Origin of the sequence: Achromobacter sp. B7 (genome assembly GCF_003600685.1) — a bacterium.
GTDB classification, from domain to species: domain Bacteria; phylum Pseudomonadota; class Gammaproteobacteria; order Burkholderiales; family Burkholderiaceae_B; genus Achromobacter; species Achromobacter spanius_B.
In genome coordinates this window covers 2,704,897-2,721,345 of the sequence record NZ_CP032084.1, presented here as the reverse complement: position 1 = coordinate 2,721,345, position 16,449 = coordinate 2,704,897, and the positions used below count along the sequence as shown (strand labels likewise).

Here is a 16,449-nt window from a genome sequence, read left to right as displayed (position 1 = left end):
TCATCCCCCGCCACCCGCGCTTCGCACGAAACCACCCTGCTTTTACCTGGCGGCCCCGCCGCGACAACTTATGAACCAACCCCTAGCCAACGTCACTCCGCCCGATCGCAACCGCCTGCTGTCCACCTTGGACAACACGCCGTCCTGGGACGTCATCGTCATCGGCGGCGGCGCCACGGGCCTGGGCACCGCCGTGGACGCGGCATCGCGCGGTTACCGCACGTTGCTGATCGAAGGCGCGGACTTTGCCAAGGGCACGTCCAGCAAGGCAACCAAGCTGGTGCACGGCGGCGTGCGCTACCTGGCGCAGGGCAACGTCAGCCTGGTGCGAGAAGCGCTGCACGAACGCGGCCTTTTGAACCGCAACGCGCCGCATCTGGTGTGGCCGCTGGGCTTTGTGGTGCCCGCCTACAACCTATTCGACCAGCCCTTCTACGGCATCGGCCTGAAGATGTACGACATGCTGGCGGGCAAGCTGAACCTGGCGCCCAGCCGCTGGTTGTCGCGCCGTGACACCCTGGCGAACGCGCCGACGCTGGCTGAAAAGGTCAACGGGCGCGGGCTGAAGGGCGGCGTGCTGTATTACGACGGCCAGTTCGATGACGCGCGCCTGGCGATGAGCCTGATGCGCACGCTGTTCGACCTGGGCGGCACGGCGGTCAACTACGTGCGCGCCACCGGCCTGACCACCTCCCACGGCAAGGTCGACGGCGTGACCGCGCAGGACGTGATCGGCGGCGCCAGCTTTTCGCTGCGCGCGCGCTGCGTGATCAACGCCACCGGCGTGTGGGTGGATGCGGTGCGCCGCATGGAAGACAAGAACGCGGCCACGATGGTGGCGCCCAGCCAGGGCGTGCACCTGACCTTGCCGCGCGAATTCCTGCCGGGCAATCGCGCCATCCTGATCCCCAAGACCGACGACGGCCGCGTGCTGTTCGTGGTGCCATGGAACGGCCACACCATCGTGGGCACCACCGACACGCCGCGTGGCGACCTGCCGCTGGACCCGCAAGCCGGTGCGCAGGACGTGGACTTCATCCTGAACACGGCGGCGCGCTACCTCAGCCGCAAACCCACGCGCGATGACGTCACCAGCGTGTGGGCGGGCTTGCGTCCGCTGGTCAAGGCCACCGGCGAGGCCGCCACCAAGCAGCTGTCGCGCGAGCACACCATCCTGGTGTCCAACGCCGGCTTGGTGACGGTGACGGGCGGCAAGTGGACCACCTACCGCCGCATGGCGCAGGACGTGGTGGACACCGCGATCCAGCATCAGTTGCTGACGCAGGCGTCGTGCCGCACCGAGTCCTTGCCGTTGCATGGCGCGTCCGGGCTGGCGCCGTCGCAGGAACACGCGGGCACGCCGGACAGCTATTACGGCAGCGATCTGGCCACGTTGAAGGCCCTGCCGGGTGCCGAGCGCATGCTGGTCAAGGCCAGCGGGCTGTCCGAGGCGCATGTGCGCTTTGCGGCGCGTTTTGAATTGGCGCGCAGCGCCGAAGACGTGCTGGCGCGTCGCAACCGCGCGCTGTTCCTGGACGCGGAAGCCGCGATGCTGGCCGCCCCCGAAGTGGCCCGCATCCTGGCCGAAGAACTGGGCCACGACGCGGCCTGGCAACAACGCACGTTGCAGGAACTGGCGGTCGTTGCCGCGACGTATCGGCTGTAGAACGGGTGGGTGGCCGGGGCGCAAAGCACGCCCCGCGCCCGCCCTTGCGCCAACTTTGCGCCAACTTTGCGCCAACTTTGCGCCAACTTTGCGCCGCCTTGACGCAGCTTTACGGCACTTTCAGCCGGCTGTGCTGAATCATGGTTTCGAATACGCGCAGCAGGTCGGGGTCGCATTTTGCGCCGGCCTCGCGATGCAGGATGGCCATGATTTCAGCGTGCGAGCGCGCCGGATGATAAGGGCGTGTATCCCCCAGCGCATCGTAGGAATCCGCCAGCGAAATGATGCGCGACAACATCGGAATCGCGTGGTGCGCCAGCCCCGCGGGATACCCGGACCCATCAAAATGTTCGTGATGGTGGCGTACGGCCTGCGCGATGAGCTCGCGCTGCGGGATATCGCTGTGCATGAGGATGTCGGCGCCCACCGTGGCGTGCGCTTTCATGATGTCCCAATCGTCTTTTTCCAACCTGTGCGGGGCGTACAGCACGCGGTCGGGGGTGCCGATCTTGCCCACGTCGTGCAGGCGCGCGGCAACCGCCACCGCCCGCTGCTCGTCTTGCGTCAAACCACACGCCTGGGCCAACGCCACGCTTAGGGCAACCACGCGGTCGCAGTGCCGGCCGGTGGCCGGGTCTCGCGCCTGCATGGCCGCGAACAATGCGGCCTCGCAGGAACCTGAATCTAGGGGTACGTCTGGGGGCATCAAGGAAGGCGCGGCACCGGGTTGGGACGCCGCATTTGTATCGGAAAGTCGCAATTCTGACACAATGTGCCCCGCCCCTGACCAAGCAGCCGACGGGCGTACAAGCGGCGCAGATCAAAGCTTTGGCCAGGAGCGGCCCCGGCCCGCGCCGCTTACCGGACGATTTCAGCGCTTGAGCCGCTCCAGCAGGGCCTCGGCGACCGCCACCGACGACGCCGGATTCTGCCCCGTGACCAGCAAGCCATCGCAAATCACGTACGGCTGCCAGTCCGGGCCACGGCTGTACACGCCGCCCAAACGCGTGAGTTCGTCTTCGACCAAAAACGGCACCACGTCGGTCAATTGCACCGCCGCTTCCTCGCTATTGGTAAAGCCCGTGACCTGACGCCCCTGCACCAGCGGCTTGCCGTCGGCCGTCTTGGCATGGCGCAGCACGCCGGGCGCATGGCACACGGCCGATACCGGCTTGCCCGCCGCCAGCATGGTTTCGATCAAGGCAACGGACTTGGTGTCTTCCGCCAGATCCCACAGCGGGCCGTGGCCGCCGGGATAGAACACTGCGTCGTAATCTGCGGCCTGCATGTCGGCCAGCCGCTGCGTGTTGGCCAGCACGCGCTGGGCTTCGGCGTCCTGGCGAAAGCGGCGCGTGGCGTCGGTCTGGGCGTCGGGGTCGTCGCTCTTGGGGTCCAGCGGCGGCTGACCGCCCTTGGGCGAGGCCAGCGTCACTTCCGCGCCCGCGTCCAAAAACGCGTAATAAGGCGCGGCAAACTCTTCCAGCCAGAAGCCCGTCTTGCGGCCGGTGTTGCCCAGCGTGTCGTGGGATGTCAGCACGATTAGAATTTTCATGTTGCGCTCCGTTTGATTGCGCGCTTATTCGTCCGGGCCGACGCGCACGATGCGCTTGCCCGCGTTTTCGCCCTTGAGCAGGCCGATCAGGCCGCGCGGCGCGTTCTCAAGCCCGTCGACCACGTCTTCGCGGTACTTGATGCGGCCTTGCGCGATCAGGCCTTCCATGGCCTCGCGGAATTCGCCATAGCGATGCGCGTATTCGTTGAAGATGATGAAGCCCTGCACCTTCAGGCGCTTGGTCAGGATGGTGCGCATCAACAGCGCCAGGCGGTCGGGGCCGTCGGGCAGGCTGGTGGCGTTGTAGGCCGAGATCAAGCCGCAGACCGGCACGCGCGCGCGTGGGTTCAACAGCGGCAGCACGGCATCGAACACCGCGCCGCCCACGTTTTCGAAATAGACGTCGATGCCTTGCGGCACGGCACGCGCCAGTCGGCCGGCCAGGTCGGGCGCCTTGTGGTCCAGGCAGTCGTCAAAGCCGAGTTCGTCCACCACGTAGCGGCATTTGTCCGCGCCGCCGGCAATGCCCACGACCTTGCAGCCGTGGATTTTGGCGATCTGCCCCACCACCGCGCCCACCGCGCCGCTGGCCGCGGCCACCACCACGGTTTCGCCCGCCTTGGGTTGCCCAATGTCCAGAAGGCCCATGTAGCCGGTGAAGCCGGGCATGCCGAGCACCCCCAACGAATACGACGGATGCTGCGGCTTGGCGCCCAGGCGCAGCAGGCCCGTGCCGTCGGACACCGCGTAGTCCTGCCAACCGGACTGCGCAAGCACCCATTCGCCGGCCTTGAATTCGGGGTGGTTGGACGCCTGCACGCGGCAGACCGTGCCGCCCACCATGGGCTGGCCGATCTGGACGGGTTCGGCGTAGGAAGGCGCGTCGCTCATGCGGCCGCGCATATAGGGGTCAAGCGACAAGTAGACCGTGCGCAGCAGCACCTGGCCGGGGCCGGGTTGCGGCACGTCGCCTGTTTCCAGGCGGAAATCGTTGTCGGTGGGTTCGCCGTGCGGGCGTGCGGCAAGCACGATGCGGCGGTTGATTGACGAGGATTGCGTCATTGAAGTCCAGCCTCCTGGGGAAGCCGCCCAAGGTCTTGCAGGCAATGCCCGGGGCAGCAAGATGGGGAACCGAGCCATTACACCATCGATGTCGGCCGACCTGCTTCGTAACCCTGATGCTCGCCCCTCCTTTTAATTAATTAAAAGCTTAATTAAACTGCGCGACATGAACAAATCGCTGTCCACGTCTGCCCCCTCCTCCGTTGACGCGCCGCGCGCGCGCCGCCCCGGCCGCCCGGCGCGACCCGATGCCGCCGCCATGCGCGAACAATTGCTGGACATCGCCACGGGCCTGTTCGCGGCCCAGGGCGTGGCCGCCACCACCATCGCGCACATCGCCCAGCGCGCGGCCGTCACGCCGGCCATGCTGCATTACTACTTCAAAAGCCGCGACCAATTGATCGACGCCGTGGTGCTTGAGCGCGTCGTGCCGGTGATCGGTTTTGTGTGGTCGCCCGTCCCGCTGGCGTCGGATGCCAAAGGCGGCGACGCCGATAGTGGCGACGACGGCAAGTCTACGAAGCCGGCGCCTGCCGCAAGCCCCGACCCGGCCGCTGCCGCGCGCGGCTACCTGGTGGAAATCGTGAAGCGCATCGTGCAAAGCGCCACCGACCGGCCCTGGCTGCCCGCGCTGTGGATCCATGAAGTGGTCAACGAAGGCGGTCAACTGCGAGAACGCGTACTGCCTCATGTCCCCACCGAACGCCTGGCCGCTTTCGCCGCCGTGATCGGTCAGGCGCAGCAACGCGGCGCCATCACGCCGGGCGTCGAGCCGCGCCTGGTGTTTTTGTCCATCCTGGGCCTGACGCTGTTGCCTCTTGCCACGTCGAACCTGTGGCGCCGCCTGTGGCAGGGCAACCCGCCCATGCAGGCCATTGATACCGACGCGATCGCGGACCACGCCATCGCCATGCTGACCGGCGGCCTGTTCTCGCCGCCCGCCCAACCCGCCGACGCGACCTGACCATGCCCACCCTGCGCCCCCGCCCTGCCCTTTTTCGTATCGCTTTCGCCCTGCCGACGCTGGCGCTCGCGCTGCTGGCCGGCTGCGGCCAGGACGCCGCGCCGTTCTACCAAGGCTATGTGGAAGGCGACTACGTTTATGTGGCGTCGTCCGAAGCGGGCCGCCTGGACGCGCTGACCGTCAAGCGCGGGCAACAGGTGGACGCCAACGCGCCGCTGTTCGCGCTGGAGGCCACGCGCGAACGCGCCGCCCGCGACCAGGCCAGCGCGCAGCTTGCCGCCGCCATCGCGCAACTGGAAGACATCGGCACGGGCAAGCGCCCGGCGGAAATCGATGTCAGCCGCGCGCAGCTGGCGCAGGCCGAGGCCGCCAGCCGGCGATCCGCCGCGCAACTGCAACGCGATAACGCCCAGTTTCGCGTCGGCGGCATCGCCCGTGCGCAATTGGATGACAGCCGCGAACAAGCGCAGTCGGACGCCGCCCGCGTGCGCGAATTGCGCGCGCAGCTGGAAGTGGCCAACCTGCCGGGGCGCGAGGATCAGCGCGTGGCCCAGGCGGCCACGGTTGAAGCGGCCCGCGCCACGTTGGCCCAGGCCGACTGGACGCTTGCTCAAAAACAACTGGCCGCGCCGGCGGCCGGCCGCGTGTTCGACACGATGTACCGCGTGGGCGAATGGGTGCCGGCGGGCAGCCCCGTGGTCAGCCTGCTGCCGCCCGGCAACATCAAGGTGCGCTTTTTCGTACCCGAAACCGTGGTCGGCTCGTTAAAAGCGGGCCAACAAGCCAGCCTGCGCTGCGACGGCTGCGGCGATCCGATACCCGTGCATATCGACTACGTGTCGGACCAGGCCGAATACACGCCGCCCGTCATCTACAGCCGCGAAAACCGCAGCAAGCTGGTGTACATGGTGGAAGCGCGCCCGACGCCCGACGCGGCGGCGCGGCTGCATCCCGGCCAGCCGGTCGAGGCCACGCTGCAATGACCGCGCCCCCCAACCACCCCGCTGATCACCCCGCCGACCTTCAGCCGGCCGCGCCCGATTCCGGCAAGGCCGTGATCGACGTGCGAGGCTTGAACAAACGCTTTGGCAACAAGCACGTCGTCAACGATGTATCGCTGCGCGTGCAGGAAGGCGAGATCTTCGGCTTCCTGGGCCCCAATGGCAGCGGCAAGACCACCTGCATCCGCTTGATGTGCGGCCTGCTGACGCCGGATTCCGGCAGCGGCACCTGCCTGGGCTACGACATTGTGAAAGACAGCGCGCAGATCAAGCGCCATGTCGGCTACATGACGCAGAAGTTCTCGTACTGGGACGATCTGACGATCCGCGAAAACCTGGATTTTGTGGCGCGCATGTACGACATGCCGCAACGCCGCCAGACCGTGGACCGCGCGCTGGAAGACCTGGGCCTGCACAGCCGCGCCAACCAGCTGACCGGATCGTTGTCGGGCGGCTGGAAGCAGCGGATGGCGCTGGCCGCCTGCCTGCTGCACGAACCGCGCCTGCTGTTGCTGGACGAACCGACGGCGGGCGTGGACCCCACCGCGCGGCGCGACTTCTGGGAACAGCTGCACGAATTGGCGGCGCGCGGCATCTCGGTGCTGGTCAGCACGCACTACATGGACGAGGCCGAACGCTGCCACAAGCTGGCCTATATCTCGTACGGCAAGCTGCTGACGCAAGGCACCGCCGAGCAGGTGATTGCCGAGCAACGGCTATCCACCTGGGCCATCCATGGTCACAACCTGGTGCCGCTGGGCCAACGCCTGCGCAGCGCGCCGGGCGTGGACCAGACGGTGGCGTTCGGGTCGGCGCTGCACGTCAGCGGCCAGAACGCCGAGCTGCTGGAACGCACCTTGCGGGACGCGATACGCGGCCAGGGCCTGCGTCTGGAACGCATCGACACCAGCCTGGAAGACGTGTTCATCTTTTTGATGAACCGGTCCACTGACAACTTCGCGAGCCCCGCATGATGCGCCATCTGCAAGGCTTTTCGTGGGCGCGCTGGTGGAGCATGGTGCTGAAGGAATTCTTGCAGTTGCGCCGTGACCGCATCACCTTCGGCATGATCGTGGGCCTGCCCATCATGCAGTTGGCGCTGTTCGGCTACGCCATCAACACCGACCCCAAGCAGATGCCCACGGCCGTCATCACGGCCGACCACAGCCCGTTCACGCGCAGCTTCATCGCGGCGATGAAATCGTCGGACTACTTCCACATCACCGAAGAACTGCGCGACGAAGAAGCCGGCCGCGCCGCGCTGGCGCAGGGCCGCGTGCTGTTCGTGGTGACCATACCGCCGGATTTTTCCCGCAGCCTGCTGCGCGGCGAACGGCCGGCGCTGCTGATCGAAGCCGACGCCACCGACCCCATGGCCACCGGCATGGCGATTGGCGCGGCCACGCAGCTGACGCAAGCCGTGGCGCAAAAGGACCTGACCGGCCCGCTGGCCAAGCTGGCGGGGGGGCAACCCCCTTTCGACGTGCGCGTGCACCGGCTTTACAACGAAGAGCAGATCTCGCAATACAACACCGTGCCCGGGCTGATGGGTGTGATCCTGACGATGACGTTGGTGATGATGACGGGCCTGGCCATGACGCGCGAACGCGAGCGCGGCACCATGGAAAACCTGCTGTCGATGCCGGTGCGCCCGCTTGAGGTCATGACCGGCAAGATCGTGCCGTACATCGCCATCGGGCTGATCCAGGCCACGATCATCCTACTGGCCGCGCACTTCGTTTTCCATGTGCCGATCCTGGGCAGCCTGCTGTCGGTGTATCTTGCGGCGCTGCTGTTCGTGGCGGCCAACCTGACGGTGGGCATCACGCTGTCGTCGCTGGCGCAGAACCAGTTGCAGGCCATGCAGCTGACCATGTTTTATTTTCTGCCCAACATGCTGCTGTCCGGATTCATGTTCCCGTTTCAGGGCATGCCCATGTGGGCGCAGTACCTGGGCAACCTGCTGCCGCTGACGCACTTCAACCGGCTGATCCGCGGCATCCTGCTCAAGGGCAACGGCTGGTGGGATCTGTGGCCCAGCATCTGGCCGCTGATGCTGTTCACCGCGGTCGTGATGACCGCCGCCGTGAAGTTCTACCGCCGCACTCTGGATTGACGCGCCATGCCACGTTTTCCCCGTCCCTTTATGGTTTTTCGTTTGCGTGCGGTGGTGCTGGCGATGCCGCCGGCGGCGATCAGCCTGTTGGCCTTGACCACCACCGGCTGCACCGTCGGGCCTGATTTCACTTCACCGAACCCGCCCGCCGTGGCTTCCTACACGGCCGATGACAACGCGCAACGCGCCACTAGCGCACAACGCCTGCAACCCGGCGCGGACATTCCCGCGCAATGGTGGCGGCTGTTCGGTTCGGACGCGCTGGACCAGTTGGTGCGGCAGGCGCTTGAAGCCAGCCCCACGCTGGCCCAGGCGCGCGCCACGCTGCGGCAGGCTACCGAAGAGCTGGACGCCGAAACCGGCGGCAGGCTGCTGCCGTCGGCCGATGCCAACCTGTCCGCCACGCGGCAAAAGGTGGACCCGTCGGCGTTCGGCGTGCCGGTGACGCAGCCGCCTGCGCCCTTCACGCTGTACAACGCGTCAATCGACGTGTCCTACACGCTGGACGTCTTTGGCGGCAACCGGCGCGCGCTGGAAGGCCTGGCGGCGCAGGTGAATTACCAGGCCCACGAATTGCAAGCCGCGCGCATGTCGCTGGCGGCCAACGTAGTAACCGCCGCCATCCGCCAGGCTGACCTGTCCGAGCGCCTGGCCGCCACCCGCGACCTGCTGGACGCCCAGCAGCGCCAGCAGGACATCATGCGGCAACGCGTGGCGCTGGGCGGCGTGGCCGAGGCCGATTTGCGCAACCAGGAAGTGCTGGTGGCGCAAACCCGCGCCACGCTGCCACCGCTGGAAAAGCAGCTGTCGCAGACCACGCATCAGCTGGCCGTGTACCTGGGCGAGCCGCCCGCCGCGCTGCGTACGCCGCCCCTGCGCCTGGCGGAGCTGACCTTGCCGCCCGACATTCCCACCGGCGTGCCCTCCGCGCTGACGCGCCAGCGGCCGGACATTCTTGCCGCCGAGGCGCTGTGGCACAAGGCGTCGGCGGACGTGGGCGTGGCCACCGCCAACCAGTATCCGCAGTTCACACTCACCGCCAGTTTCGGTTCCCAGCGCACGCGCGCGGGCGATCTATCGGACGGCGTGAATGTATGGAGCCTTGGGCTGGGGCTGGTGCAACCGCTGTTTCGCGGCGGCGAACTGCGCGCGCGCAAGCGTGCGGCCGAAGCGGGTTACGAAGCGGCGGCTGCCGCCTACCGCCAAACGGTGCTGGACGGCTTCCGCCAGGTGGCCGACGCGCTGCGCGCCGTGCAGACCGACGCGGACGCGTTCAACGCCTACGACGACGCGTGGCGTCGCGCGGACGACGCGCTGCGCATTGCGCAAGGCCGCTTTCAGGCGGGCGGCATCAGCCACCAAAGCCTGCTGGATAGTCAACGCCAACTGCTGCAAACCCGCATCGCGCGCAGCGAAGCCGATGCGGCACGCTACGCCGACACGGCGGCGCTGTTGCAGGCGTTGGGCGGTGGCTGGTGGAACGAGCCACAAAACCCGTAGAGCGGTTTTAACGCGGCCGCAGGGCCCTTTTATGCACCGTTCGGGTGCGGTTTCGGGCCGTTTTAACACCTGTTGTTCAACCCCCTGTCAGGGGGCGGAGCGCGCCAATACGCCCTGGCGCGCGATTCAAACATTGTTTGGTCCACACCGGGGCGCGCGCCGTGTTGCTGCCGGGCAATCATGTCTGAGAATTCGGGTACGAAAGTGGCGTTGAGCGGGGTTAGGAAACCCTTGTTTTCGTAGCATCATGCATGCGCTGAAGCTGCAAAGATCACTACGATTCATGAACGACCTACTAGACCTGATCGTCTTCTCACCCGATCCCGACCAACGCGCGCGCCGCAGCGACGAACTGGCCGACATGGGTTTCTCGCCCCGCCGGTGCGAGGATTCCAACGGCCTGTTTCGCCTGTTTCAGGCGCGCCGTACGCCGTTGCTGGTGATGGAAGCCGAGCTGACCGATCTTTGCATGGCGGTTGCGGGCCTGCGCGCCATGGACACCACCGCCGGCATCATCGCCGTGTCCAACTTCGATTCGCCCGAAAACCGCATCCTGGGCCTGCACTGCGGCGCCGACGCGTGTTTTCAGCACGACGTGGCCACCGCCGAGATCGCCGCCGCGCTGCAAGCCCTGGTGCGGCGCGTACCCGCCACCGGCCGCCGCCCCATGGCGGCCGACGCCGAACCCCGCTTCGCTGCCACACCCGCGGCGCCCGCCGCGCCCGAACCTCCCGGCAAGTGGCAGTTTCTGGACGCCGCCTGGACGTTGGTCAGCCCGCAAGGCACGCGCTTGTCGCTGACCTTGGCCGAACGCGAATTCCTGCTCAGGTTGACGACGTCGGCCGACAAGCGGCTGCCGCGTGGCGACGCGTCCGGCTCGGACGCCCAGGCGGGCCGAGAATCGGTGCGCCGCACCGACGTGGTGGTCAGCCGCTTGCGGCGCAAGGCGCAGGACGTGAACGTAGAGCTGCCGATTCGCACCGTGTGGGGCTGGGGCTACGCCTTCACCGGCGAAATCTGACCCCGGCGCGGGCGTATCATGCGACTGCGGGGCGGGTGCGCCAAGCCCGGGCCCGCCGTCCATCCCCACCCCCTTTGCCGCCATCGATATGGAAGTCTTTGAACGCCTGCAAGCCCTGCTGGCCCAGCACCAGGCCCGCCATCGCCTGATCCACCACCCCGCCGCCGGCCGCTCGGTCGAAGTGGCCGCCATCCGTGGCACCGAAGTCAGCCAGGGCGCCAAGGCGCTGGTCTGCCGGGTGAAGATCTCGTCAAACCTGCGCAAGAACGTCCTGGCCGTGTTTCCGGCCGACAAACAGGCCGACCTGGACGCCATCGCGCGCGCGGCGGGCGGCAAGAAGGCATCGCTGGCCTCGCAGGAACTGGCCCGCGAACTTACCGGCTGCGAAATCGGCGCCATCCCGCCCTTCTCGTTCAACCCCGACCTGCACCTGCTGGTGGACCCCAGCCTGCGCAGCCGCCACGACGAAATCGTGTTCAACGCAGGGCGCCTGGACGCATCCATCCTGCTGAACACGGAAGACTACTTCCGGCTGGCGGCGCCCGACGTCGCGCCGCTGATCAAGCCCTGACGCCCCGCCATGAGGCCACCGTGTCCCGCCCCCTGACCCGCCACGGCGCGCGCGGCGCCAACATGCGCTGGCTGATGAGCCTGGCACACATGGAGCCTTCGCCCGTCAGCCGCTGGGTGGCGCTGCGCGCAGCGCTGGCCATCGGCCTGCCCTGCGCCGTGGGGCTGGCACTGGGCCAAGGCGCGGCCGCCGCGCTGGTGGCGCTGGGCGCGCTGCCCGCCATCACGGGCGACAACGGCGGCCCGTATCGCAACCGCGCCTTGTCCATCGGCTGCACCGTGCTGGGCGGCGCGCTGGGTTACCTGCTGGGCAACCTGGTAGCCGGCCACGGGCTGTGGACATCGGCCGCCATGACGGTGCTGGTGCTGATTGCCAGCCTGATCGGCACCTTCAACAACATCGCGGCGGTAGCCACGCTGCAATTCGCGGTGTACGTCATCGTCGGCTCCAGCCTGACGTCCACCCTGCCGCCGTGGCTGCCGTCCGTGCTGGTCGGCACGGGCGGGCTGTTCGGCCTGGGGTTGACGCTGGTGGGCTGGGTCATCAACCCGATCGCCCCGGAACGCGCCGCCGTCGCGCTGGCCTACCGCAAGCTGGCCGCCTTGTTTGCCGCCATCGGCACGTCGCGCACGATGATCGCGCGGCGCGACATGGAAGCGGCCATGACCACCGCGTACGACACCGTGTTGGCGGCACGCGGGCGCGCCGCCGGCCCATCGCCGCGCCTGGCCCGGCTGGCGGCCCAATTGCAAGCCTGCACCCCGCTGACCAATGCCGCCCTGGCGCTGGCGCGTGCGGGGCGCCCGGTGCCGCCCACCTGCGCGCGCGTGATGAACCACCTGGCCGACCGTGTCGAAAACGACCGCGAGCCCGCCCCGGATGACGACATCGCCGCCTTGCGCCAGGCCGGCATGCCCCAGCTGGCGGATGCCCTGGCCCAGGCGCTGCCCCTGATGCAAGGGGTCAAGCCGGCTGACGTGGACCCGCTGGATGGCTTGACGCCCGCGCCGCCGCGCACGCCGTGGCGCGTGCTGGCCCGCACCTATCGCCCCGGCCCGACCACCGTGCGTTACCTGGTCCGGCTGGGCCTGTGCCTGATCGCGGCGGAAGCCGTGGCGCTGGCCGCATCGCTGCCGCGTTCGTACTGGGTGCCGCTCATCGTCGTGGTGATCTTCAAGCCGAACTTTGGCTCGGTATTTGCCCGCGCGCTGCAAAGCTGTGGCGGCAGCGTGGTGGGCGTGGCCATCAGCGCCACCGTGCTGGCCGTGGACCAGAACGGCGTCGCCAGCCTGTTGACGGTGGCGGTGCTGGCGTCGTTGCTGCCGTGGTCCATCCGGCGCAACTACGGCTTGTTTTCCGCCATTCTGGTGCCGATTCTGATGCTGTTGATCGGGGCCTTGCAGCCAGGCTCGTGGGCCATCGCGCTGGCCCGGCTGATCGACGTGGGCGTGGCCGCCGGCATCGTGTTGCTGGTGGGCTATCTGCCCTGGATACGCATCGAACGCAACAACCTGGACCACGCGGTTTCCGCCGCGATGGACACACTGGCCGCCTACGTCAACACCGTGTTCCAGGCGGACGCCGCCAACCGCCATGCGTTGCGCGCGCGGGCCTACGCCAGCTTGTCGGACCTGCGCATTGCCTTGCAACGGGGCTTGTCCGAGCCCCGCCTGGTCAGCCGCAGGGCGCTGGCGTGGTGGCCGGTTGAGGTCGCATTGGAACGCGTGGCCAACGCGGTGTCCGACACCGCCTGGTCGCTGCCGCCCGGCCAGCCCGCGCCCACTGCCGCCCAGGTCGGGCTGCTTGCGCAGGCCTTGCATGCGCTAAGCGTGGCGGTGGCCAACGGCACGCCGCCGCCGGACGCCGCCATCACCGCGCCAACGCCCGCCCTGGCCGACGTGGCCGCCGAGATCGAGAACCTGCGCGCCGCGCTGACTGGCCCGGAATTTGCTGCAACGACGCCGGGCGTGCGCCCACCCCACCCAACTTCCCACCAGGTTTGAACCATGTGTCTTGCCGTATTGGCCCTGCACGCCTTGTCGGGCATTCCCGTTTTGATCGCCGCCAACCGCGACGAATTCCACGCGCGACCCACGCATCCGATAGCGCAATGGGCTGATGCGCCCACCGTCTACGCGGGCCGTGACGGCTTGGCGGGAGGCACCTGGATGGGCGTGACCACGCGCGGGCGCTTTGCACTGGTGACCAACTATCGCGAACCGGGCAAACACCTGAACCCGGCCCCGTCGCGCGGAGCGCTGGTTGAAGACTATCTGCGTGGCGACGAGCCGCCCGATGTTTACCTGGCCCGCACGCATGAATCGGACCAGGCGTATAACGGCTTCAACCTGATCGTGGGCGACACGCGCCAGGCCTGGTACCTGAGCAACCGCGACGGCCCGCCACGCCCGCTTGACCCCGGCATCTACGCCTTGTCGAACCATTTGCTGGATACGCCCTGGCCCAAGCTCGCCCGGACCAAGACGGCGTTTACCGATGTGCTGGGCCGCTCGCCGCAACCCGATCTGCCGGCCTTGTTCGACGCGCTGGCCGACCGCCAGACCGCCACGGACGATGACATGCCCGCCACCGGCCTGCCGCCCGACCGCGAAAGGCTGTTGAGCAGCCCGTTCATCGTCAGCCCCGACTACGGAACGCGCAGTTCCAGCGTGCTGGTTCTGTTCGACGGGGGCTCGGGCCAGCTGGACGAACGCCGCTTTTCACCTGACGGCACGCTTAGCGGCGAAAGCCGCCTGGCGTTCGACTGGAAAGCTTGAGCGCGCGGGGATATGCTGGCCGGGCCGGCCAGCCGCGCGGCGGAAACAATCGGTTGATCTTGCAGACGCACCGCTGCGAACTCCTTGCCGGCGCCCAGGTCGAAACGTACTCGTCCACTTCAGGAGAATCAGATGAACAAACGCATTGAACGCTGCACCATGTCGGCCATGATGGCGCTGGGCAGCATGGCGATTGCGGGCGTGTTGTCGACGGCGCAGGCTGCGCTGCCGGCGGTCCAACACCAGGGCTCGGTGCAGTACATCAGCGGCGGTATCGGCATTGATGAATCGGAAGCCATGAAGGCCGCCGCCAAGGATTACCCGCTGTCGCTGACTTTCGCGGCGCAGCGCGAGGGCAAGGCCGACTACGTGGCCAGCGTGGCCGTGGTCATCCGCGATGCACAAGGCAAGGAAGTCTTGAAGACCACGGCCGAAGGCCCGTACATGCTGATCAAGCTACCCGCGGGCACCTACAAGGTCTCGGCAACGTACGAAGGCCGCGCGCAAGAGCGCGAAGTGAACGTGCAGGGCGCGGGCAGCGGGCGCGCGGTATTTGAATGGAAGTGATGGTCTGGAAGTGATGGCCCCCGTCACGACCAGCCCCCCCCCGCTCAGACGCCGGAAAACAGGATCGCGATGACAAAGCCCACGCTGATCGTCCACACCACCGAACGCAGCGCGCCCCAGCCTGCCAGGTACATCGCCAGATAACCCAGACGCACGCCCAACCAGCACGCCATCAACGTGGCGACGTGCGCGGGCGGCGCCTGCGTGTACAGCGCGAACAGCACGGCCGCGTAGAAGAACGGCAGCGATTCAAACGTATTGATCTGGGCGGCATTGGCGCGCGCGCGCCATCCTTCCTGACGCGCCAGCCAGGCCCGGGGGTCGTTGTTGTCGAACTTCTGCCCGCCCGCCTTCGCCACAATTGTTGAGACGAACGGCAAAATGGCCGCCGCCAACATCAACCACGCAATCATCTTCATATCGACTCCTGTTGCGGCCACGTGAACCGGGCCGGATACGGGGCGGGCACGTCGCCGCCGCTGCGGCATGGTCGCCCGAATGCGGCTAAATGAAAAGGCCGGTGTTGGCCGGTGCAGCGTTGCGCGGGTTCTTAGTGCCATGTCGCGCTTACCCGCCGGCTCGGGCCTTACACTTTGCGCTCCGCATTCCCCGCCCTAACGCATTCATGCCTTTGTATAGTCCGTGGCCCGCCCTGTTCCTTGCCGCCTTGATGCTTTGGCCGCCCGCCACGCGGCGCTGGGCGCTGGTGCCGTTGGCGGTGGCCTGGGCGTGGGCGTGCAAGGATGGAGTGATCGAGCCGGTGGCGCTGGCCGCGCCCGCGCTGTTGGCTTTGGCCGCCGTCTGCATCAGGCCGACTTTCCAGGCCAATTCCCCCGCCACGCCCCCGCCCGCCCTGCGCCTTTTCGGCCATCTACTGTTCGTGCTGCTGGCCGCCGCGCTTTTTCTGCATCTGATACCGGGCTTTCACAACCCGCAAGTCATCGCGCCCGCCCCGCTTAGCGCGGATGCCGTGGCGTTTGGCATGTACTTGAATCTGGATAAACCGCTGGTCGCGTTCTGGGTGATCTTGGTGTTGGCGCCGCCCATGGTGGGCGGCTACGTGGGCGGCTACGTGGGCGCGGACGCGAGCCGCGTTGTCGGCAGCGACGCCCGAAGCTATGCGGGCGGCAATGCGGGGGGCATTGCCGTCCACATAGTCGGCCGGACTTTGGCGGCAGCGCTGCTGGCGTGCGCGGCGGCCGTGCTGGTCTGCCTGGGCCTTGCGCTGGCGCTGGGCGTGGTGGGCTGGGCGCCCAAGTGGCCCGACACCGGTTGGATCTGGCTGATCAATAACGCGCTGCTGGTGACGGTGGCCGAGGAAGCGCTGTTTCGCGGCTATGTGCAGCAGCAACTGGCCACGTGTTGGAGGAATCGGCGTTGGGGCGGCTGGGCGGCATTGGGTGTTGCCGCGCTGCTGTTCGGGCTGGCGCACTTTGCCGGCGGCTGGCAATGGATGTTGCTGGCCACGATGGCCGGCGTGGCTTACGGCGTCGCCTATCGCTACGGTGGCCTGGCAGCGGCGGTGCTGGCGCACCTGGGCCTGAACGCCGCGCACTTCGGGCTGTTTACCTACCCGATGCGCGCGGTGTTCTAGCCGTCCCGCGCCTGAGGCGTTGACCGCCCCGGGTGATGGTCCGGGGGATGGCGCGGGG

16 protein-coding genes are annotated in these 16,449 nt (G+C 67.6%); 12 read left to right on the top strand and 4 right to left on the bottom strand.

Features of this window, described 5'->3' with window-relative positions:
• The first annotated feature begins 70 nt into the window (after positions 1-70).
• The gene (locus DVB37_RS12290) at positions 71-1,666 is read left to right on the top strand and encodes a glycerol-3-phosphate dehydrogenase/oxidase (RefSeq protein ID WP_120155363.1); all 1,596 of its coding nucleotides are present in this window, start codon (positions 71-73) and stop codon (positions 1,664-1,666) included.
• A gap of 109 nt (positions 1,667-1,775) precedes the next feature.
• Here the strand turns inward: DVB37_RS12290 and DVB37_RS12285 are convergent, their stop codons facing one another.
• The 3 genes from DVB37_RS12285 to DVB37_RS12275 form a co-directional block, all read right to left on the bottom strand.
• Positions 1,776-2,372: an HD-GYP domain-containing protein gene (locus DVB37_RS12285; protein WP_120155361.1), complete on the bottom strand. Its 597-nt coding sequence runs from the start codon at positions 2,370-2,372 to the stop codon at positions 1,776-1,778.
• Between the two features lie 165 nt (positions 2,373-2,537).
• Entirely contained in the window at positions 2,538-3,218 is a 681-nt protein-coding gene (locus DVB37_RS12280; RefSeq protein WP_046805030.1) for a type 1 glutamine amidotransferase domain-containing protein, read from the bottom strand.
• Between the two features lie 24 nt (positions 3,219-3,242).
• On the bottom strand, positions 3,243-4,280 hold the full coding sequence (locus DVB37_RS12275) for an NADP-dependent oxidoreductase (RefSeq protein ID WP_046805031.1): 1,038 nt from the start codon (positions 4,278-4,280) through the stop codon (positions 3,243-3,245).
• A gap of 166 nt (positions 4,281-4,446) precedes the next feature.
• Between DVB37_RS12275 and DVB37_RS12270 the strand changes: the two genes are divergently transcribed.
• The 10 genes from DVB37_RS12270 to DVB37_RS12225 all read left to right on the top strand — a co-directional run bounded on the left by DVB37_RS12270 (position 4,447) and on the right by DVB37_RS12225 (position 14,797).
• On the top strand, positions 4,447-5,244 hold the full coding sequence (locus tag DVB37_RS12270) for a TetR/AcrR family transcriptional regulator (protein ID WP_162941203.1): 798 nt from the start codon (positions 4,447-4,449) through the stop codon (positions 5,242-5,244).
• Positions 5,245-5,246: 2 nt separating this feature from the next.
• On the top strand, positions 5,247-6,227 hold the full coding sequence (locus tag DVB37_RS12265) for an HlyD family secretion protein (RefSeq protein ID WP_120155359.1): 981 nt from the start codon (positions 5,247-5,249) through the stop codon (positions 6,225-6,227).
• Positions 6,224-7,219, top strand: coding sequence for an ABC transporter ATP-binding protein (locus DVB37_RS12260; protein WP_240434097.1), 996 nt, complete (start codon positions 6,224-6,226; stop codon positions 7,217-7,219). Before DVB37_RS12265 ends, DVB37_RS12260 begins: the two co-directional genes overlap by 4 nt.
• Positions 7,216-8,361, top strand: coding sequence for an ABC transporter permease (locus DVB37_RS12255; RefSeq protein ID WP_104143866.1), 1,146 nt, complete (start codon positions 7,216-7,218; stop codon positions 8,359-8,361). The genes DVB37_RS12260 and DVB37_RS12255 overlap by 4 nt, the downstream gene beginning before the upstream one ends.
• Positions 8,362-8,367: 6 nt before the next feature.
• Entirely contained in the window at positions 8,368-9,861 is a 1,494-nt protein-coding gene (locus DVB37_RS12250; RefSeq protein ID WP_371683132.1) for an efflux transporter outer membrane subunit, read from the top strand.
• Positions 9,862-10,144: 283 nt separating this feature from the next.
• On the top strand, positions 10,145-10,882 hold the full coding sequence (locus DVB37_RS12245) for a response regulator transcription factor (RefSeq protein WP_120157469.1): 738 nt from the start codon (positions 10,145-10,147) through the stop codon (positions 10,880-10,882).
• Positions 10,883-10,970: 88 nt separating this feature from the next.
• On the top strand, positions 10,971-11,453 hold the full coding sequence (locus DVB37_RS12240) for a YbaK/prolyl-tRNA synthetase associated domain-containing protein (protein WP_046807890.1): 483 nt from the start codon (positions 10,971-10,973) through the stop codon (positions 11,451-11,453).
• A gap of 20 nt (positions 11,454-11,473) precedes the next feature.
• Entirely contained in the window at positions 11,474-13,456 is a 1,983-nt protein-coding gene (locus tag DVB37_RS12235; protein WP_240434096.1) for an FUSC family protein, read from the top strand.
• A 3-nt stretch (positions 13,457-13,459) separates the two neighbouring features.
• Positions 13,460-14,230 carry an NRDE family protein gene (locus DVB37_RS12230; protein ID WP_104143865.1) on the top strand — a complete coding sequence of 257 codons (771 nt, stop codon included), beginning with the start codon at positions 13,460-13,462 and terminating at the stop codon, positions 14,228-14,230.
• A gap of 132 nt (positions 14,231-14,362) precedes the next feature.
• Positions 14,363-14,797: a carboxypeptidase-like regulatory domain-containing protein gene (locus DVB37_RS12225; RefSeq protein ID WP_120155357.1), complete on the top strand. Its 435-nt coding sequence runs from the start codon at positions 14,363-14,365 to the stop codon at positions 14,795-14,797.
• A gap of 44 nt (positions 14,798-14,841) precedes the next feature.
• Here DVB37_RS12225 and DVB37_RS12220 read toward each other — a convergent pair whose 3' ends face one another.
• Complete coding sequence (locus DVB37_RS12220; RefSeq protein WP_046807893.1) at positions 14,842-15,216, bottom strand: MAPEG family protein; 375 nt, start codon at positions 15,214-15,216, stop codon at positions 14,842-14,844.
• A 206-nt stretch (positions 15,217-15,422) separates the two neighbouring features.
• On the opposite strand from DVB37_RS12220, the gene DVB37_RS12215 reads away from it, so the two are divergent.
• Complete coding sequence (locus DVB37_RS12215; RefSeq protein ID WP_120155355.1) at positions 15,423-16,391, top strand: CPBP family intramembrane glutamic endopeptidase; 969 nt, start codon at positions 15,423-15,425, stop codon at positions 16,389-16,391.
• Positions 16,392-16,449: the final 58 nt, after the last annotated feature.